This window comes from Gordonia sp. NPDC003504, assembly GCF_053587995.1.
The window spans coordinates 23,403-43,192 of sequence record NZ_JBSFPC010000017.1 but is presented as its reverse complement, the minus strand read 5'-3'; the positions used below and the strand labels follow the sequence as shown (position 1 = coordinate 43,192).

17 protein-coding genes are annotated in these 19,790 nt (G+C 67.2%); 5 read left to right on the top strand and 12 right to left on the bottom strand.

All coding sequences use genetic code 11. The annotated features are described in order from the left end of the window. Nucleotides 1-30: 30 nt before the first annotated feature. The 4 genes from ACWDPV_RS22155 to ACWDPV_RS22140 form a co-directional block, all read right to left on the bottom strand. Nucleotides 31-1,560, bottom strand: coding sequence for a DHA2 family efflux MFS transporter permease subunit (locus tag ACWDPV_RS22155; protein WP_449744698.1), 1,530 nt, complete (start codon nt 1,558-1,560; stop codon nt 31-33). Nucleotides 1,561-1,697: 137 nt separating this feature from the next. Then, nucleotides 1,698-2,954, bottom strand: a complete 1,257-nt coding sequence (cobA, locus tag ACWDPV_RS22150) for a uroporphyrinogen-III C-methyltransferase (RefSeq protein WP_348803462.1) — start codon at nt 2,952-2,954, stop codon at nt 1,698-1,700. A 111-nt stretch (nt 2,955-3,065) separates the two neighbouring features. Beyond that, nucleotides 3,066-3,404, bottom strand: coding sequence for a hypothetical protein (locus ACWDPV_RS22145; RefSeq protein WP_449744697.1), 339 nt, complete (start codon nt 3,402-3,404; stop codon nt 3,066-3,068). Further along, the gene (locus ACWDPV_RS22140; RefSeq protein ID WP_348803460.1) at nt 3,401-4,399 is read right to left on the bottom strand and encodes an acyl-ACP desaturase; all 999 of its coding nucleotides are present in this window, start codon (nt 4,397-4,399) and stop codon (nt 3,401-3,403) included. The genes ACWDPV_RS22145 and ACWDPV_RS22140 overlap by 4 nt, the downstream gene beginning before the upstream one ends. Nucleotides 4,400-4,619: 220 nt before the next feature. On the opposite strand from ACWDPV_RS22140, the gene ACWDPV_RS22135 reads away from it, so the two are divergent. Further along, on the top strand, nt 4,620-5,333 hold the full coding sequence (locus ACWDPV_RS22135) for a response regulator transcription factor (RefSeq protein WP_449744696.1): 714 nt from the start codon (nt 4,620-4,622) through the stop codon (nt 5,331-5,333). 12 nt (nt 5,334-5,345) lie between these two features. Further along, complete coding sequence (locus tag ACWDPV_RS22130) at nt 5,346-5,858, top strand: putative immunity protein (RefSeq protein ID WP_449744695.1); 513 nt, start codon at nt 5,346-5,348, stop codon at nt 5,856-5,858. A 30-nt stretch (nt 5,859-5,888) separates the two neighbouring features. Here the strand turns inward: ACWDPV_RS22130 and ACWDPV_RS22125 are convergent, their stop codons facing one another. The 6 genes from ACWDPV_RS22125 to mqo all read right to left on the bottom strand — a co-directional run bounded on the left by ACWDPV_RS22125 (nt 5,889) and on the right by mqo (nt 13,760). Further along, on the bottom strand, nt 5,889-7,541 hold the full coding sequence (locus ACWDPV_RS22125; protein ID WP_449744694.1) for a GAF domain-containing protein: 1,653 nt from the start codon (nt 7,539-7,541) through the stop codon (nt 5,889-5,891). Continuing rightward, nucleotides 7,528-8,994 (bottom strand): cobyrinate a,c-diamide synthase, encoded by a 1,467-nt coding sequence (locus ACWDPV_RS22120; protein ID WP_449744693.1) that lies wholly within the window; start codon nt 8,992-8,994, stop codon nt 7,528-7,530. The genes ACWDPV_RS22125 and ACWDPV_RS22120 overlap by 14 nt, the downstream gene beginning before the upstream one ends. A 4-nt stretch (nt 8,995-8,998) precedes the next feature. Beyond that, entirely contained in the window at nt 8,999-9,616 is a 618-nt protein-coding gene (cobO, locus tag ACWDPV_RS22115; protein ID WP_449744692.1) for a cob(I)yrinic acid a,c-diamide adenosyltransferase, read from the bottom strand. Nucleotides 9,617-9,638: 22 nt separating this feature from the next. Then, complete coding sequence (locus tag ACWDPV_RS22110) at nt 9,639-11,648, bottom strand: VWA domain-containing protein (RefSeq protein ID WP_449744691.1); 2,010 nt, start codon at nt 11,646-11,648, stop codon at nt 9,639-9,641. A 1-nt stretch (nt 11,649) separates the two neighbouring features. After that, nucleotides 11,650-12,180 carry a GNAT family N-acetyltransferase gene (locus ACWDPV_RS22105; RefSeq protein WP_449744690.1) on the bottom strand — a complete coding sequence of 177 codons (531 nt, stop codon included), beginning with the start codon at nt 12,178-12,180 and terminating at the stop codon, nt 11,650-11,652. Between the two features lie 62 nt (nt 12,181-12,242). After that, nucleotides 12,243-13,760 carry a malate dehydrogenase (quinone) gene (gene mqo / locus ACWDPV_RS22100; protein ID WP_449744689.1) on the bottom strand — a complete coding sequence of 506 codons (1,518 nt, stop codon included), beginning with the start codon at nt 13,758-13,760 and terminating at the stop codon, nt 12,243-12,245. Nucleotides 13,761-13,941: 181 nt separating this feature from the next. On the opposite strand from mqo, the gene ACWDPV_RS22095 reads away from it, so the two are divergent. Further along, a complete protein-coding gene (locus ACWDPV_RS22095) occupies nt 13,942-15,000 on the top strand; it encodes an alpha/beta hydrolase (RefSeq protein WP_449744688.1) in 1,059 nt (352 codons plus the stop codon). Nucleotides 15,001-15,003: 3 nt separating this feature from the next. Beyond that, nucleotides 15,004-16,398, top strand: a complete 1,395-nt coding sequence (locus tag ACWDPV_RS22090) for a mycothione reductase (protein ID WP_449744687.1) — start codon at nt 15,004-15,006, stop codon at nt 16,396-16,398. A 475-nt stretch (nt 16,399-16,873) separates the two neighbouring features. On the opposite strand, the gene ACWDPV_RS22085 is transcribed toward ACWDPV_RS22090, so the two are convergent. Both ACWDPV_RS22085 and ACWDPV_RS22080 read right to left on the bottom strand, forming a co-directional pair. Next, a complete protein-coding gene (locus ACWDPV_RS22085) occupies nt 16,874-17,698 on the bottom strand; it encodes an alpha/beta fold hydrolase (RefSeq protein WP_449744686.1) in 825 nt (274 codons plus the stop codon). 36 nt (nt 17,699-17,734) lie between these two features. After that, nucleotides 17,735-19,285, bottom strand: a complete 1,551-nt coding sequence (locus ACWDPV_RS22080; RefSeq protein WP_449744685.1) for a cobyric acid synthase — start codon at nt 19,283-19,285, stop codon at nt 17,735-17,737. Nucleotides 19,286-19,564: 279 nt separating this feature from the next. Here ACWDPV_RS22080 and ACWDPV_RS22075 point away from each other — a divergent pair, with 279 nt between their 5' ends. Further along, complete coding sequence (locus ACWDPV_RS22075; protein ID WP_449744723.1) at nt 19,565-19,768, top strand: hypothetical protein; 204 nt, start codon at nt 19,565-19,567, stop codon at nt 19,766-19,768. Nucleotides 19,769-19,790 lie beyond the last annotated feature (22 nt).

The following is a 19,790-nucleotide window of genomic DNA, read 5'->3' as shown; positions in this document are numbered from 1 at the left end:
CGCCACGGCCCGTGTGTCGGGGCCGGTGTGTCAGGGCCGATGTGTGACGGCGTCGTCGACGTCAAGGGTGGTGTTCGCGGCTTCCTGCGCGGCCTGCCCCTCGGCGACCTCCTCGGGGGTGAACCTCATGAACATGACGACGACCGCCGCGATGACGGCGATCCCCGCGCAGCACGCGAACGCCAGGCCGTAACCGTCGGCCTGCGCGGCGAGTTGGGTGGGGTTCATGGTCTCCACCGGCCCGGTGGTGCCGCCCTGCGACAGGGCCCGCGAGGTGACCATCGCGCCGACGGCGACCAGTCCGATGGCGCCACCGAGGTTCTGGGCGACCTGCGCGAGCGCGGTCAGTGGTCCGATCTCGGTGGGCGCGACGCCGGCGACCACCGACAGGGTCAACGGGATCACCGCCAGTCCGACGCCGAAGCCGATGATGATGACCGTCAGTCCGATGCCCGGGAAGTAGTGCGGCGTGTCGGTGGCGATCGAGGACGCGTACAGGCATCCCGCGAGGATGATCGCGCCGCCGACGAGCACCAGCCACCGCGGCTGGATCATCAGCGAGAGCTTGGACGCGATCGCCGCGGCCACCCCCAGCCCCACGGCGAACGGCACCACGGCCAGGCCGCTCTCGATCGGCGAGTACTCCAGAATGCCCTGCAGGTACAGGGAGATGAACACCGCCATGCACATCATGATCATGCTGGCCAGGAAGATCGCGGCGAGGGCGGCGACCCGGCTGGTGTTGTCGAAGAGGACGAACGGCAGGATCGGGTTGGCGGCGCGGCGTTCGACCACGATGAATGCGGCGAGCGCGATCGCGCCGAGGAGGAAGGATCCGACGACGAGGGGCCGTCCCCACCCGTTGGGGCCCTCGCTGACCGCCAGCACCAGCAGCGTGCAGCCGACCGTGGCGAGCACGGCACCACGGACGTCGAGTGCCAGACGTTCACCCTGGGACTCACGCAACGCGAACACGGCGCCGACGGCCACCGCCAGCCCGATCGGCACGTTGATGAGGAACACCAGCCGCCAGGACATCTCGGTGAGCACACCACCGAGGATGAGGCCCGCGACCGACCCGACGCCCGTCATCGCCGCGTAGATGGCGAATGCCTGACTGCGCGGCTTTCCCGGCGCGAAGGTGGTGGCCACCAGGGCCATCGCCGTGGGTGCCGCGACGGCCGCCGACGCGCCCTGCAGGGCTCGTCCGACGATCAGGCTCGCCTCGTTCCAGGCCACCCCGCACAGCAGCGAGGTGAGGGTGAACGCCGTGACACCGACGATGAACATCCGCTTGCGGCCGAAGGTGTCGCCGAGTCTGCCGCCGAGCAGCATCAGACCGCCGAAGGCCAGGACGTAGGCGGTGATGACCCAGTTCGCCGACGATTCGCCGAGATCCAGGTGATCGCGGATGCTCGGGAGTGCGAGGGCGGCGACGGTGCCGTCGAGAACCATCAGCAGCTGCATCCCCGACAGCACCAGGATCGCGAAACCGAAGACCGGTCGGTACTGACCGGGCACCACCGTGGTGCCGTGATCAGACGGAGCTGATAGCGACATAAGGGTCGACGCTACCGTTCGCCTTGATCAATATGCCAATCGTTGTTGGCAATGTTGGCTCAGAAGTGACGGCAAGTTGATACGGCAGTGACCTCGTGAGGCGGCTGTGACGGCGTCGAGACGAGGATTCTGCCGGATCAGGAGCCGACGGTGGTGTCCGCGTCGGTGAACCCGGCGACGTCGCCGATCACCACGATGGCCGGTGGTCGCAGGTTGCCGCGCACCGCCTCCTCGGCGGCGTGGGCCAGATCCGCGCGGATCACCCGCTGGGTGGGCAGCGAACCGTTCTCGATCATCGCCACCGGTGTCTGCGGGCTGCGGCCACCGTCGAGCAACGCCTGGGTGAACCGGTCGATGCGTTCGACGGCCATCATCAGCACCAGGGTGCCGCGCAGCCTGCCCAGTGCCGGCCAGTCGACCAGCGAGTCGGGATGATCGGGCGCCACGTGCCCCGAGACGATCACCACCTCATGGGTGACGCCTCGATGGGTGACAGGGATGCCCGCGGATGCGGGCACCGAGATCGGGCTGGTGATCCCGGGGACCACGGTCACCGGGACACCGGCGGCGACGCAGGCCTGCAGTTCCTCGAAGCCCCGGCCGTACACATAGGGGTCGCCGCCCTTGAACCGCACGACGAACTTGCCCTCCTTGGCGCGGGCGACCAGGACGTCGTTGATGGCCTCCTGCTTCATCGCCCGCCCGTAGGGCACCTTCGCGGCGTCGATGATCTCCACCTGCGGCCCCAACGCGGCCAGCAGTTGCGGCGGCGCGAGCCGATCGGCGACGACGACGTCGGCGGCCATCAGCAGCCGCAGGCCGCGGACGGTGATGAGGTCGGGGTCCCCCGGTCCGCCACCGACCAGCGCCACCCCGGGCGGGTGCGGTGCATCGTCGACGACGAGGTCACCGTCGGCCAGGGCCCGGCCGATGGCGGCCCGCAGCGCGGCGGACAGCTTGTGATCGCCGCCGGCGAGCACGCCGAACTGGACGTCCCGGTGGCGACCCGAGGCCGGGGTGACGGCCGAACCGAAGCGCGCGTCGTCGGCCCGCACACAGAACGTGTGCGACCGTTCCGCCTCGGCCACCACCGCGGCGTTGACGTCGGGATCGTCGGTGCAGGCCATCGCATACCACGCACCGGCCAGATCGCCGTCGGCATAGGCACGGCGATGGATGCTCACCCCCGGGTAGGACTCCACCGCGGGCGTCGGGTCGATCGCCACCACATGCACGTCGGCGCCGGCCGCCACCAGATTGGGCAGCCGGCGCTGTGCGACCGACCCGCCGCCGACCACGACGACCCTGCGGCCGACCAGGTCGAGGCCGGCCAGGTAGTGGCCGGACTCACCGACGGCGGCGTCACGCTCGGGGCTCTCAGGGGTGTCGGACATGAGTGTGGAGCCTACCGGCTCGGGCACGTCGCGCCCGGGCACGCGGGCATGACCGTCGCCACGATGCCCGAGTGCGCCGGAACGTCGTTGTCCGAGTGGACCTTTGACCGGCTACAGCGGCAGCTCACCGGTGCGGCGGATGTAGGACCACACATCCGCGGTCGGCACCCCGAGCCGATGCGCCGACGATTGCAGCAACGCACCGAGGAGCAGCGAACTGCAGTACTCGCCGGCGGCGGTGTCCTCGGCGTGACAGCGCACCTCGTTCCACCAGGTCGGATTGTGGTTCGCGGCGGCCTCGGCCATGGTGATCGCCACGAGGAAGCCGACCGGGACGTCGGGTTCCGGTGCCGGTATCGGGCGTTCGCAACTGCCGCAGCATTCGCCGCAGCCCCCTGCCGGTGCGGACGGCTCGATTCCCAGGTTCATCGGTAGGTCCGCGATCGTCATGCGCCCGCCATTGCCCTTCGGGACTCGCGCTCCAGCGCGCGCTCGCGGGCCCGCTGGAACTTCTCCACCTTGACGTTCATCTCCTCGAGGAAGTCGGCGAGCTTGTCGCGGTACATGTCTCCGAGTGGGCCGAAGTCGTCACGCTCGAAGATCCGCCACTTCCGCAGCACCGGCATCACCACCTCCGAAAGATGTTGCGGCAGATCGTAGATCCCACCCTTGGCGATGAGCACCGCGTTGCGCCGGAAGTTCGGCATCGAGGCACCGGGCATCTGGAAGTTCGAGACGATCCCGTAGATCGCGGCCATCGCCTGATCGGGCACCAGGTCGAGCGCACCGGCGACGATGTTGCGGTAGAAGAGCATGTGCAGGTTCTCGTCCGCCGCGACACGCTGCAGCATCTTGTCGGCAATGGGATCCCCGCACGCCTTGCCGGTGTTGCGGTGACTGACGCGGGTGGCCAGTTCCTGGAAGCTGACGTAGCTGACGGCGTAGAGCATGTCGAAGCTGTGATCGCGCTGACCGTCGTCCTCGGGCAACGGATTGAATCCGTGCGTCATGTGCAGCATGCGGGTTTCCTCGAGTTCCACCGGGTCCACCCCACGGGTGACGACGAGGTAGTCGCGCATCACCGTCGAGTGGCGCATCTCCTCGGCGGTCCACCGGCCGACCCAGAAACCCCAGGCGTCGTCGAGGGTGAAGTTGTCGGCGATCACGCGGTGATACGACGGCAGGTTGTCCTCGGTGAGCAGGTTGGTGATCATCGCCGCCTTCGCGACCTCCGACAGCTGCGACTGCTCGGGATCCCAGTCCACGCCACCGAGAGCGGCGAAGTTTCGCCCGTCGTCCCACGGGACGTAGTCATGCGGGTGCCAGTCTTTGGTCATCTTCATGTGGCGTTCGACTTCGGTCTCGCAGACCGGCAACAGTTCACGCAGCAAGTCGGAGCCGGTCATTCCGGCATCACTGGTGGCTGGTCCGATGAGGGTGCTCACGCGTCGCTCCTAGTGCTCTTCGTGTCGGATCGTTACGACCGCGGCGGGATGTGCGTCGTTGCCACACCCGCTCGACGGTCCTCCAGGCGCGCGGCCCGACACGCGCTCCCGGTTCTCCACACTCTCCGCCACGTCCCACCCGTCACACGTGAGCCAAAGGTCCCCTGTCGGTGGGGACCGACGTCGCGATCTGGGCGGCCCGGTGCGGTAACTTCGTGTCATGTCCTCCGACGTCCATCCCGCTTCTGCCGACGATTCCGGTGGTGAGCTCGGCCACGAGGGTGCGCCGAGGACACCGGTTCGGGTGTACCTCGTCGACGACCACGAACTCGTCCGGCGCGGTCTGCGTGACCTGCTCGGAACCGCCGGCGACATCGAGGTGGTCGGAGAGGCGGCGAGCGTCGGAGAGGCCCGCGTCGGCGTCCTGGCGGCCAAGCCCGACGTGGCGGTGCTCGATGTCCGGTTGCCCGACGGCAACGGTGTCGAATTGTGCCGCGACATCCGCGCCGCCGATCCGTCCATCCACTGCCTGATGCTCACCAGCTACGCCGACGACGATGCCCTGCTCGCCGCCGTGTTGGCCGGTGCCTCCGGATTCGTGCTCAAGCAGATCCTCGGACACAACCTGGTGGCGGCCGTGCGCACCGTCGGTAAGGGTGGCTCGCTGCTCGACGATCGCAGCACGGCGGCGCTTCTGGCGAAGTTGCGCGACGGTAAGCAGCACACCGATCCACTCGCCGACCTGACCCACCAGGAGCGCGAGGTCTTCAACCTGATCGGCGACGGCATGACGAACCGCCAGATCGCCGAACGAATGTTCTTGGCGGAGAAGACAATCAAGAACTACGTCTCCCGCATCCTCGCCAAACTCGACATGCAGCGCCGCACCCAGGTCGCGGTGATGGCGACCAAACTGCGCGACGGGAAGGCGTAGCCAACCGAGTCGATGATTCTTCCGGCCGTGCGGGATCCCCGTCTCATCACCGTCCGTCGGGGTGGAACCCTCAGCGACGAGAATCATCATCTGCTCGCGCTGTGGTCGGCGACGTGCGCCGAGCACGTCCTGGGCGCATTTGAGGCGGCCTCTCCCGACGACCGTCGACCCCGTGACGCCATCGATCACGCCCGGCTGTGGGCTCGTGGCCAGATCGCGATGATGACGGCGCGGGCCGCGGGTGGTCACGCCATGGGAGCTGCGCGTCCGCTGACCGGCGCCGCCCGCTTCGCCGCCTACGCGGCGGGACAGGCGGCCGTGGTCGCGCACGTTGCCGAACACAACCTCGGCGCAGCTGCTTACGCCATCAAGTCCGCGCGGGCGATGGCGCCGGAGAACGATCGGGAGGCAGTGCGTGCCGCCGAGTGCGAGTGGCAGCGAGCGCAGCTGCCACCCCAGATCCGCGATCTCGTCCTCGACGATCAACGTCGCCGCAACGGCATCTGCTGGGACATGTTCACCTGAGCCGGCGTCGTATGCGGCTCAGGTGTCGCGTCACCCCTCGGCCAGCGGCACCGACCAGGTCAGCGTCGTGCCACCGCCGCGCCCGTCGCGCCGGCGTGGTGCGGTGTGGATGTCGAAGACGCCGTCGCACTCTTCGGCGCGACGGGTCAGATTGTCCAGCCCCCGGTAGTTGACGTCCTTGGCGATTCCGACGCCGTCATCCTCGATCTCCACGGTCAGCACGTCGTCGGCGCTCACCGACACCGAGATGTGCTCGGCGTGCGCGTGCCGGAGCGCGTTGGAAAGCCCTTCGCGCAGAACGGCATCGATATGTGGTCCGAGCGCATCGGGTACCACGGTGTCGACCGGGCCGATGAACTGCACGCTCGGCGCGATCGGCGCGTGCACCGACAACTCCGAGACGATGTCGAGCACTCGACGACGCAACGTCGAGGTGTCGTGATGATCCGACACCGTCTGCAGATCGAAGATCGAGGTCCGGATCTGCGCGATCGTCCGGTCCAGATCGGTCATCACCTGCTCGAGACGCGCGGTGGTCGCCTCGTCGGTTGTCCCCGGCTGCGCGGCCGAACGTGCCTGCATCGTCTGGATCGACATACCGATCGCGAAAAGGCGCTGAATCACATGGTCGTGTAGATCACGGGCGATGCGATGCCGATCCTCGAGCACCTCCAGATCGCGGGCGACCTGCTGCTGCTCGGCGTAGACGATGGCCAGCGACGCCACCTCGGCGACACCGGCCAGACCGGCGATCTCCTCGTCCTCCCAGAACTTCTTCTCGCGGGCGGTGATCAGCAACCAGCCGAACGCCCCCGACGCGCGATGCAGCGGCTGCACCGTCGCCCACCCGGCCCCCGAACGTGACAGTTCCGAGTCGATCTCCTCGATCGGCACCACCGACAACCCGGTGCCGGCGGGCAGTGTCAACCGCGACAGGTCCAACCCGGTGCGGGTGGCCCCGGCGACCGACCGATGTCCCTGCTCGCCGGTGATCAAGTACACGTCCACCGCGTTGACCAACTCGGCCACGTCCGAACACATCCGGGACAGGGTGTCCGACAACGCGATCCCGGCCAGTGGCTCCGATCCGCGACGGGCGAGGATCTGCATCCACCGGTGTCGGGTGCGCGCACGCTCGAAGAGTTGAGCGTTGTCCACGGCGATGCCCGCGGCCACCGCCAGGACGGCGATCAACGTCTCGTCGAGCTCGGAAAACTGTGCACCGCCCCGCTTCTCGGTCAGGTAAATCCGCCCGAAGATCGAACCGCGAATGATGATCGGCGCGCCGAGGAAGGTGGTCATCGGCGGGTGATTCGGCGGGAATCCCACCGACGCCGGATGTTTGGCGAGATCGGGAATCCGCAGAACGTGCGGATCGTCCATCAGCACACCGAGCACGCCGCGACCGACGGGCAGCGCACCCATCCGTGCTCGCTCAACGGATGTGATGCCGGTGTAGACGAACTCGCTGAGACCGCCGTCCGGTCCGCGCACGCCAAGTGCGCCGTAGCGGGCGTCGACGACGCCGACGGCCACCTCGACGATCCGTTGCAGAGCCCGGTCGAGTTCGAGTCCCTGCCCCACCACGAGGACAGCTTCGAGCAGGTCCCGAAGGATGTCGGGGTCGTCGACACCGTACTCGAGCAGAGCGTCGAGCACGGCCCGCAGTTCAGTTCCGGACATGGTCATCGCGGTCACCACCGATCGTCGTAGCCGTCGTTGCCGCGTCGACGAATCGTGCGATCGCATATGGCGTCGCCACCGGGTGTACGTGCAGGTAGGACGCGTGCACGCCATCACCGATGGCCCCATCGGTGACGGGCACCCCACTGACGCCACGCCATCCCCAGGCGGGAGCTCCCTGGTCGATGTCGACGTAGGAGCGGTGGAATTCGTGACCGGTGACCCGCTCACCGGCCCTGTACAAGACCGAATCGGCGATGGCGACGGCATCCCGATAGCCGAGGTTCAGTCGTGGACCGAAGACGCCGACACCGTCGATGACACCGGTCATCGGATGCCCGTCGAGTTCGCGGCACAGGTAGAGCAGGCCGGCGCACTCGCCGTGAATCGCGCCCCCGGCGCGAGCATGGTCGGCAATGTCGTTGCGTAGCAGTGTGTTGGCCGACAGTTCGGCGGCGTGCTCCTCGGGGAACCCACCTCCGATGACGACGGCGGCGGTACCGTCGGGCAGACGGTCGGTCAGCGGATCGAACTCGGCGATGTCGGCCCCCGCGGCCCTCAGCAGCTCCGTGTGCTCGGCATACCCGAACGTGAACGCCGCCCCGGCGGCGACCGCCACCACCGGGCGGGCCCGGCGAGGTGACGTGTCCGGGCCGACGGCCTCCGCGATCGCCTCCGCCGCACTCCACGGTCGATCTGGGACGGCACGCGCGCCGTGTGCCGCCGCGACGATGGCGGGCAGGTCGAGTCCGACGCCCACCGTCGCCGTCATCGCGGCCACCGCGGTCACCGCATCCGCGCTGCGTTCGGCGGCGGGGATCAGGCCGAGATGACGCGACGGGACCGCCAGCTCGGGATTGCGGTGCAGCACACCGAAAACGGGGACACCGACCCGCGCACACGCCTGACGCAGGACCGCCTCGTGCCGCGGTGAACCGACACGATTGAGGATCACTCCGGCGATCCGCACCGACGGCGAGTATCCGAGGAAGCCGTGGAGCAGTGCGGCCAATGACTGGCTGTGGCCGCCGGCGTCGACGACGAGGATCACCGGCGCACCGATCAGCGATGCCACATGCGCGGTCGATCCCATGCCGATGGGGTCGGCCTCCGAGATGTCCGCGTCGTCGCCGATCCCGGTGATCCGCCCGTCGAACAGGCCCATCACCCCCTCCACGACGGCGATGTCGGCTCCGGTGCATCCCGCGGCGAACAGTGGGGCGATCATCTCCGCCCCAACGAGATTCGGGTCCAGATTGCGTCCCACCCGACCGGCCGCCACCGCGTGGTATCCGGGGTCGATGTAGTCGGGCCCCACCTTGAACGGCGCAACCCGGTGGCCGGCGGCGCGCAACGCGCCGAGCAGTCCGGTGGTCACCGTCGTCTTGCCGCTACCCGACGCGGGCGCGGCGATGACGACGGTGGGGATGCCGGTGGCCGGCGGCGACGTCACGGCCTCACCACTCGATACCCTTCTGCCCCTTACGGCCCGAGTCCATCGGATGGGAGATCTTGCGCATCTCGGTGACCAGGTCGGCGGCGTCGATGAGCGCCTGCGGGGCGCGGCGTCCGGTGATGACGACGTGTTGCCGGCCGGGCCGCGCGGCCAGTGCCTCGACCACCTCGTCGACGCCCACCCAGCCCCAGTCCAGCGGGTAGGTGAATTCGTCGAGGACGTAGAAGTCGTGTTCGTTCGCCGCGAGACGCCGCGCGATCTCCGCCCACCCGGCGCGGGCCGCGGCGGCGTGGTCGTCGGCGTCATCGGCGTTGGCGCGCAACCACGACCAGCCCTGGCCCATCTTGTGCCACTCGACCGGTCCGCCCTGCCCGGTCCTCTCGTGCAGTTCGCCGAGGGCGGTCATGGCCGACTCCTCGCCCACCTTCCACTTGGCGCTCTTGACGAACTGGAACACCGCCACCCGCATACCGGAGTTCCACGCCCGCATCGCCATACCGAACGCGGCGGTGGATTTCCCTTTTCCGTCGCCAGTGTGCACGGCGAGCACCGGGAGATTCCGGCGCTGCCGGGTGGTCAGGCCGTCGTCGGGAATGGTGGTCGGAACACCTTGCGGCACAGAATCTCTCCTCGAATACTCGTTATGCGGCCGAATGGGCGGGGCGGGCCAGAGCGGCCAGGCTCAGGTGCTCCATGGGCAACAGTTCCGCGTTGAGGTGCACCGCGAGCTCCGCCGCGAGACCCAGACGCACCATGCCCTGCTCGCAGTCGACGACGACGCCGTCGATGCCTTTGCGGCCGATCATCTCGGCGGCCGCGCGGGCCCGGGGTGCGGCGTCGGCCCCCGCGGTGGCCCGGCCGTCGGTCAGGACCACCAGCAAGGGGCGTCGATGCGGATCGGCACGTCGGGCTCGGGTGATGACCTCGTCGGCGGCGAGCAACCCCTCGGCCAGCGGGGTGCGGCCACCGGTACGGACCGAGGCCATCCGACGCACCGCGATGTCGACCGACTTCGTCGGCGGCACAGCGACTTCGGCGCGCGAGCCACGCGCGATCACCACGGCCACCCGATCCCGGCGGGTATAGGAATCGCGGAGCAGATCGACGCACAGTTCACTGACGGCGGCCAGTCGGCGGCGTGCGGTCATCGATCCGCTCAGATCGACGACGAAGACCACCAGGTTTGCTTCCTGACCGATCCGCGCGGCCCCACGGAGATCTCTTTCGGCGACCCGTACCCGCCCGGCGTCGTCGACGCCGCGGCCGGCGGCGGATATAACCGTGCCGAACAGATGCATCGGTGTGCCGGGGCCGAAGTCGGTGGCGCCGACTGTCTGGCCACGTCGACTCCGAGCGCGGGATCGTCGGCCGGGTTCGCCATCGCCGATGCCGTCGACACGCAGGCGACGCATCCGGCGGGCGGTCGCCGCGGCGGGCCGGCCGAACAGTGCCCCCGGCGCCGGACCGGCCGGCGTCGTCGACTCGGCACCCTCCTCGTCGTTGGGTAGGGCGGCGTCGTTGTTGGATGGGGCGCCATCGGGCGTGGAGGGCTCGGTGGAATCGCGGGGCGCCTCGCGCGTCGCTTCTCCCCCATCGGATCCTGGGTCACCGGGTTCACGATCTCCCGACGCGGGGTCATCCGGTGGTTCCGGGGACTCATCATCACCGGCAGCCTCATCGCCGGCCGCCATCGCATCGTCGAGTTGCTGATCGCTGAGACCGGATTCGTCGAACGGGTTGCGTCGACGCCGATGCGGCAGTGCCAGTTCGACGGCGACGCGCACGTCCTCGGCATCGACCTCGGTGGCACCACGCAACGCGGCGTGGGCCGTCGCTGTCCGTGCCACGACGATGTCACCGCGCAGTCCGTCCACCTGCAGGTGAGCACAGATCCCGGCAATCCGGCGCAGCTGCGAGGTCGGTAGCGCGACGGTGTCGATACTTGCCCTCGCGGACGAAATACGTTGCGCGAGTTCGTCTTCAGAATCTGCGTAGCGCGCCGCGAAACCCACCGGATCGGCGTCGAAGTCGATGCGACGGCGGACGATCTCGACCCGTTCGTCGACATCGCGTCCGGCGATCACATCGACGGCCAGACCGAAACGGTCGAGGAGTTGCGGACGTAGCTCTCCCTCTTCGGGATTCATGGTGCCAACGAGCACGAAGTCGGCAGATTGGGTGTGCGACACCCCGTCACGTTCAATCGTCACCCGCCCACTCGCCGCGGCGTCCAGGAGAACGTCGACGAGGTGATCGGCAAGCAGATTGACCTCGTCGATGTAGAGCACTCCCCCGTCGGCCTGCGCCAGCAATCCGGGAGTGAAGTCGGCCCGACCGTCGCGCAGGACACCGGTGAGATCGAGCGATCCGATCACCCGGTCCTCGGTGGCACCGATGGGTAGTTCGACGACGCGGGCACCGTGACCCTCCGCGCGTGCGTCATGAATGAGTGGACCGAGCGCACGCACAATCGTCGACTTCGCGGTGCCCTTCTCGCCCCGGATGAGAACACCGCCGATCCCGGGTGCGATCGCACTGAGAACGAGGGCGAGTTTGAGGCGGTCCTGTCCGACGACCGCGGTGAACGGATACCTCACCGGGCCGGCGACGTGGTCGCGAGAACCCCGTCCCGACCGGAGATCTGCAGTCATCTCAGCTCATGTCCGTCTCTGCCGGGCGAGCACCGTCACGCACCATCGACACGTGGGGTATCCCGTCCTCGAGGTATTCGTCACTGTTGACCCGGAAGCCGAACTTCGCATACATCTGCCTCAGGTAGGTCTGCGCCTCGATCCGGCACACGTGTTCTCCGATGTCCTCGAGTGCGGCGGTCAACAATTGTGCGGTCAGACCCATGCCACGGTGGGCCCGTTCGGTGCACACCCGTCCGATCCGGAACTCGGGCCTGCCGTCGGGACCGAGACCGTCCTGCATCACGCGCAGCGTCGCCGCCACCGGAGATCCCATGCCGTCCACCTCGTCCGATGCCGACGTCGACTCGGTGAACCACCAGTGATGGGTGGTGGGCTCGAGGTCCCGGCCATCGAGTTCGGGATAGGGGCAGGCCTGCTCCACGACGAAGACATCGACCCGCAACCGCAGAATCCGATACAGCGTGGCGGGATCGAGGTCGGCGGCAGCGCTGTCATGCAGCCGGTACGTGTTCGACGTCGCTGAGCTCATGATGTCGTGACTATCACAGGACCCCCGGGCCGTGCACCTTCCCGCACATCACGGCGTCGCGGTCAGCCGGCCGAGGTCGCACCCGCGTCGGCGGACTGGGTGGCGCCGCCCTTGAGTTGCAGGCTGGCGCTGGTCCAATCCCACACCTGCCGGAACAGGTCACGATTGCCCGACAGTTTTTGACCGAAGGACGGAATCATCTCGGTCAGCTTGGACGTCCACCCCTGATACTGCGTGGGGAAGCACTGCTCGAGCACGTTGAGCATCGCCGGAACGGCCGTGGACGCGCCGGGCGAGGCACCGAGCAGACCCGCGATGGTGCCGTCACCGGCGGCGACCACCGCGGTTCCGAACTCCAGCGAGCCACCGACGCCGGTCTTCCGGATCACCTGCACACGCTGGCCTGCGGTGATCAACTCCCAGTCGTGCCCGAGGGCGCGGGGTACGAACTCCGACAGCGTCTTCACGCGGTCGGCGGGGCTCGCGGCGAGCTCCCCGATCAGGTACTTGAGCAGACCGAACTCCTGCGGCGCGATCGACATCATCGGCAGCAGGTTGCCGGGCTTGATGGTCGCGGGCAGGTCGGTGACCTTGCCGCTCTTGAGGAACTTCGGCGACCAGCCGGCGTACGGGCCGAACAGCAGTCCCTTGGAGTGATTGATGACGCGGGTGTCGAGGTGCGGCACCGACATCGGCGGGGCGCCGACCGCGGCCTGCCCATACACCTTGGCCGCGTGCTGTTCGATCAGGTCGGGGTTGGTGCAGCGGAAGAACTCACCCGACACCGGGAATCCGCCGAAGCCCTTCGCCTCGGCGATACCCGACTTCTGCAGCAGGCTCAACGCGCCGCCACCGGCGCCCACGAAGACGAACTTGGCGTGCACCTGGGTCTTCTCGCCGGTGCGACGGTTCTTTACCTTGACGATCCAGCTGCCGTCGGATTGCTTGTTCAGGTTGGTCACCGAGTGACCGAAGTAGATGTCGCCGCCCTGGCTGACGAAGTTCAGCAATTGCTGGGTGAGGGCGCCGAAGTCGACATCGGTGCCGTCGGTGAACCAGTTGAGCGCCACCGGATCGCTGAAATCCCGGCCCTGGGCCATCAGAGGCAGCCGTGCGCTGAACTCGGCCGGGTCGTCGATGAACTCCATGCCCTCGAACAGCACCTGTCCGGAGAGACGGTCGTAACGCTTGCGCAGGTAGTCGGCGCCGGCCTGACCGTGGGTGAAGCTGACGTGCGGGATCGGGTTGATGAACTCGCTGGGCGAGCCGAGGATGCCGTTGTCGACGGCGTGGGCCCAGAACTGACGAGAGACCTGGAACTGCTCGTTGATGTTGATGGCCTTGTCGATGTTGACGTCACCATCGGCGGTCTTCGGTGTGTAGTTCAGCTCGCACAGTGCCGAGTGACCGGTACCGGCGTTGTTCCACGGGTCGCTGCTTTCGGCGGCGGCGGCGTCGAGCCGTTCGAACAGGCTGATCGACCAATTGGGCTCGAGCTGCCGCAGCAGCGCTCCCAGAGTGGCACTCATGATGCCCGCGCCCACCAACGCCACATCTGTCTTGATCACCGTTTCAGACACCTGGACCCCAATTCACGCAGCCGGGACGACCGTCGTCCCTTCTCGATAGCCCATTGTCCCCTATCGCGGCGCTCCGGCAGCATCGACTCCTGTCAAGTGTGGGCTGGGCGACACTGCACCCCGACTTTCGCACGCCGAGCGCTGGTCGGTGCCGCCGGTGCCGCTTCACTACAGTGGTGGCGTGACGTCTCAGCAGGGCCTCGTCAACGCCACCAGCAGCACCGGTGCCGTCGTCCACGACTGGCAACCCGACCACTTCCTCGACCGCTACGAAACCTGCACCATCGACCTCGGACCCGACCCCGACGGCGAGGATCCCATCACCGCGACCCTCGTCCGCCGCCCGGCCGGTCAGGCCGATGCCGAACGCGGAGCCGTGCTGTACGTGCACGGCCTGACCGACTACTTCTTCCATGAACCCCTCGCCGACCACTTCGCCGAACTCGGCTATGCGTTCTATGCGATCGATCTGCGTAAGTGCGGGCGTTCACTGCTGCCCCAGCACACCCCGCACTACACCGCCGATCTCGCGGTGTACGACGAGGAGTTGCGCGCCGCGATCGACATCATCGGCGCCGATGTGGGCGCCGACGCCGAGATCCTGGTTGCCGGCCACTCCACCGGCGGGTTGGTCGCCGCGCTCTGGCTCGACCGACTCCGCCGAACCGACCCGACCCGCCACGATCGCATCCACGGATTGGTACTCAACAGTCCATGGCTCGATCTGCAGGGCGCGCCGTTCCTCCGTTCATACCCGGTGACCCTCTTGTTCCGGATCGTGGCCGCGGTGCGGCCGAAAACCGTGATACCGCAGGAGTTCTCATCCGCATACGGCGACAGCATCCACGTGAGCAAGTTCGGCGAGTGGAGTTACGACCTGGCAAAGAAGCCCCTCGGGGGGTTTCCCAAGACCTTCGGCTTCCTCGATGCCGCCCGAACTGCTCAGCGTCACCTACACCACGGCATCGACGTCGGCGTTCCATCACTCGTCTTACGCTCTGACAAAACACATTTCAGCCCGCACTATTCTTCGGCGACCGACACCGCGGACGCCGTTCTCGATGTCGGGCAGATCGCCCAGTGGAGTGGCTGCCTCGGTAATCGAGTCACCACCGTCCCGATCACCGACGCCCGGCACGACGTGTTCTTGTCGGTACGTCACGCCCGTGAGCAGGCCTACCTCGAGGTCGACCGATGGCTCGCGGCCCTGCACGAACAACAGACTGCGAAAGGTCACTAACCCGTGGGAACAACCACATCTGTCGATCTGGCCATCATCGGATCGGGCAGTGGAAACTCCATTCCCGACGATCGCTTCGCCGGGAAGAGCATCGCCATCTTCGAGGAGAGCATCTACGGGGGCACCTGCCTCAACGTCGGCTGTATCCCGACCAAGATGTTCGTCTACGCCTCCGAAGTCGCCGACATCGCCTCTCACGGTGAGAAGTACGGCGTTCATTCGCGTGTCGACGGGGTCGACTGGCCGTCGATCGTATCGCGTGTCTTCGGGCGGATCGACCCGATCTCGGTGGGCGGCAAACGTTATCGCGTCGAGGACTGTGACAACATCACCGTCTTCGATACCCATGTCGAGTTCGACGGTCGCGATGATTCCGGCCGCTATCGGCTCGTCACCGGGGATTCTGTGGTTCTCGCCGACGAGGTGGTCATCGCTGCAGGGTCGCGTGCCACCATCCCCACCCCGATCGCAGAGAGCGGCGTCCGCTACTACACCAACAATGACGTGATGCGGCTGGAGAAGCTGCCGCAACGGATGATCATCGTGGGCAGCGGGTACATCGCCGCCGAGTTCGCGCATGTCTTCGGCGCATTGGGTACCGACGTGTCCATCGTGGCCCGCGGACCGCGACTGCTCCGCAAGCTGGACGACGATGTCTCGGAGCGGTTCACCGAGATCGCCCGGGACCGCTGGGATGTGCATCTCGACACGCAGGTGTCGGGGGCGGCAAACCTTCCCGGGGGCGGAGTTCGTATCGACCTCGAGGACGGGAGCCATCTCGATGCCGACGTGCTCCTGGTGGCCGTCGGCCGAGTGTCCAACGCGGATCGGCTGGGGTTGAACACAATCGGACTCACCCTCTCTGATGACGGCCGGGTGATCGTCGACGAGCATGGCCGAACCGACGCCCGCGGCGTGTGGGCGCTTGGCGACGTCAGTTCGCCGTACCAGCTCAAGCATGTCGCCAATCATGAACAGCGTGTCGTGCAGGCCAACCTGTGCAAGGGTTGGGACGCCGACGATCTCGAGTCCTTTGATCATCGATACGTTCCTGCTGCCGTCTTCACCCACCCCCAGATCGCCTGCGTCGGCATGTCGGAGACGCAGGCCCGCGCGGCCGGCCACGACATCACGGCGAAGGTCCAGGCATACGGTGACGTCGCCTACGGCTGGGCGATGGAGGACTCCACCGGGTTCTGCAAACTGATCGCCGAGAAGGGTACCGGCACCCTGTTGGGCGCCCACATCATCGGTCCGCAGGCTCCGACCGTCATCCAACCCGTCATCCAGGCGATGTCCTTCGGGCTCACCGCCCACGAGATGGCACGCGGGCAGTACTGGATTCACCCGGCAATGCCGGAGGTCCTGGAAAATGCCCTTCTCGGCCTGGACATCTGACCCGCCCCGTTGGTCGATCCGAACGGCCCCATCTCGCCGGTCGAGACGGTCGAAGCGAAGCTGAGTCCGTGACCGCCGCGCCCACGGCCACAACGATTCTGCGGCAGTGCGGCCCGGACGGTCCGGTGGGGTGGTTCAGGAGGTGTCGTCGAGCCGGTAGTGGAGTCTGGCGGCCAAGACACGTTCGATTCGGCTGTTGCGTGGGTTGCTGCCGATGGCGGCCAGTTCCTCAAGCTCACGTTCGCGGTCGGCCGCCGAAATCGGGCTCCGTCGAAACGGAGCCCGAGTCGAGACCACGCAAGACGACGCTGGAAACTCAACCACCCTAACCCCATTCAAGCCTCCTCCCGGCTCGACCACGGCTCGACCAAAGGAACGAGGCCTCACGCTCGGCCCGGCGAATGAGGGTGCTCGACGAGGCCGTTGGGACGGCTCAGGAGGTGGGGTTGGTCGAGCGTCGCCTGACCGATGACGCTCAGAAAACTGCTGAGCGCAAGGAGATCTCGCTGGCCAGTTCGGCCGGCGCGTGTTGCGGAATCCAGTGGTCGACGCCGGACAGTACGCAGAAGCGGAAGTCCGAGTAGGCATACCGTCCGCTCTGCTCGGCCTGCTCACGCCCGAGCGCAGAGTCGGCGTCGCTCCACACCATGGTGGTGGGAATCTCGACGGGTCGGCACGACATCGTCTTGGCGATGTCGGTGGTGAAGTTCGCCCGGTACCAGTTCAACGCGGCGGTCATCGCCCCCGGTTCCTTCAGTGGGACAAGCTCTTCCGCAGTGACACCCGCCCGACGCAGCAACACACCGTTGCGCGCGAGGAGCTTCTCCTCCGCACCTTCGGCAATGAAATCCTTGATGTAGGAGGATCTTTCCCGTTGATCACTGGTGTTCAGTGAATCTCGGGTCGCCGACGGGTGACCCGTGCTGACCGCAACGAATCCGGTGAACCTGTCGGGATGCTTGGCGGCGAGGTGCCAGGCAACCAGCCCTCCCCAGTCGTGTCCGACCAACAACGCGTAGTGCACGCCGAGCGCATCGAGGATGCCGATCGCGTCGTCGACGAGATGATCGATCCGGTAATCCTCGACCTTGTCGGGACGGGCACCCGGGCTGTAGCCACGCTGGTTGGGCACGATGGTCCGCAATCCCGCCTCATGAAGACGTGGGACGACGGCGTCGTAGCACGAACCGTTCACTGGAAAGCCGTGAAGGAGTAGCACCCAGGGGCCCTTGTCCGGGCCCCCGGTGGTGACCTCGAAACTCAGATCCCCCACATCGACCGTGCGCTGTTGTGTGTCCACTCGGTCCAGCCTAGGTGATCGCCAACACGTCAGAGGTCAACACGGGCGCGGAATCAGCGCGCTGGCGACGATCGGCAGGTCCGCGCGAGCTCCGGCGGCGAGGATGTCCACGACGGCATCGAGATCGAGATGCTCGACCACCAGATCCGCGATGCGGTCGACCTGCTCGGCGCGCACGTCGGCGAAGGTGACCGTTTCGTCGGGCTCGAACTCGCTATGACCCGATTCTCTTGCGGCCCAACGGAGGAAGTCCCGGCGAAACCCGTCCGAGGCAAGTAGGCCGTGCCAGTGTGTCCCCCGTACCGATCCGCGAGCCGCGCCTTCGTCGCCGAAACGGTCGTCACGCAGCCAGGGTTCCTCGGCGGAACGCGTCACCCGTCCGTGATGGATCTCATATCCGCTGATCGGGAGACCCCCACCGGTGCCACTGACCTCGCGAAGAATCTTCTGCTGATCGAACTCCACGTCGATGTCGAGGAGGCCGAGACCGTCCACCCGTTCGCGTCCCGTCGCCGATTCCACATCGTCGACGATGACTCGGCCGAGCATCTGGAATCCTCCGCAGATCCCGACGATCGGCCGGCCGGCAGCGGCCCTCGCCTGCACGGCGCTGTCGATCCCCCGTGACCGCAGCCACGCGAGGTCGGACACGGTGGCCCGAGTGCCCGGGAGTACCACCAGATCAGCGGAGGCGACGCTCCCCGGATCGTCAACCCACGTGACATCCACCCCCGGATCGCACGCCAAGGCCTCCACGTCGGTGGAGTTGGAGATCCGAGGTAGCCGGATCGCGGCCACCGTGAGGTTGTGGTCCGACCGGCCCGACGTGGCCGGCGGCCCCACCCGGCGTCCGACCGGAGACGACAACGAATCCTCGGCGTCGATCCACAGGCCGGTGTCGAACGGCAACACGCCCAGCGTCGGCCGTCCGGTGAGCGCCTGCAGCTGCATCAGTCCCGGTTCGAGGATCGACACATCGCCACGGAACTTGTTGATGATGTATCCGGCGATGCGCGTCTGATCCGCGCTGTCCAGGATGGCGGTGGTCCCGAAGAGGTGCGCCAGCGATCCGCCGCGGTCGATGTCGGTGACGAGGAGCACCGGAAGGTCCGCAGCCTGCGCCAATCCCATGTTCGCGATGTCGGTGTCACGCAGGTTGATCTCGGCGACCGAACCGGCACCCTCACAGATAACGACATCGAATTCATCACGCAGCGAAGACAATTCATCGGCGACGACCTCGAGTAGATGGGACCGGCGCGTGATGTAGTCGCGAGCACCCACGTCTCCGGCCGGCTGTCCACGCACGATCACGTGCGACCGTCGATCACCGCCCGGCTTGAGCAGCACGGGATTGAATCGGGTCGACGGTTCCAGACCACAGGCGTACGCCTGCAACGCCTGCGCACGACCGATCTCGCCGCCGTCGATCGTGACCACCGAATTGTTGGACATGTTCTGTGCCTTGAACGGCGCGACCCGCACGCCACGTCGCGCCAAAGCCCGGCACAGCCCGGCGACCACCAGGCTCTTGCCGGCGTCCGAGCTCGTCCCTCCGATCAGTACGGCACCACGAATCCCGGTCACGTCGGTCACCCTATCGGTGCGTTCGTCGTTCGGGTGCTTTCCGCGCCGTCGATCAGAGCCCGCCTCCGCGATCCGCGTCGACGCGAGGGCCCCCGGGGTTTGATACCTCACCCGAGAACGTCGGGGTGAGGAGATATCGATGGCACTGGCCGCCGGTGCGACCTTTGCCGTTTATCGCGTCATCGAACAACTGGCTGCCGGGGCGCATGGGCGAGGTCTATCTCGTCGAACACCCGCATCGCCGACGTCGTGAAGCACTGAAGGTGATGTCGGTTCGGCCTGTGCGCTTTCGAAGGCCGATGTGTACTGCTGGGCGACAATCAATCGGGCCAGGCAGGCGTCAACGAATCGGGCGAGCGAGGTGCGCCGAATCTGCTGTCCCCTCGGCAGGTGCACGGAGTCGACGATGTGACATCGATCAGCGTCGGCGATGCCCACACGTGCGCCATCTCGAACGCCCGGGCGCTGCGCTGGGGCCGATAGCGCCGACGGACAGGTCACCGGG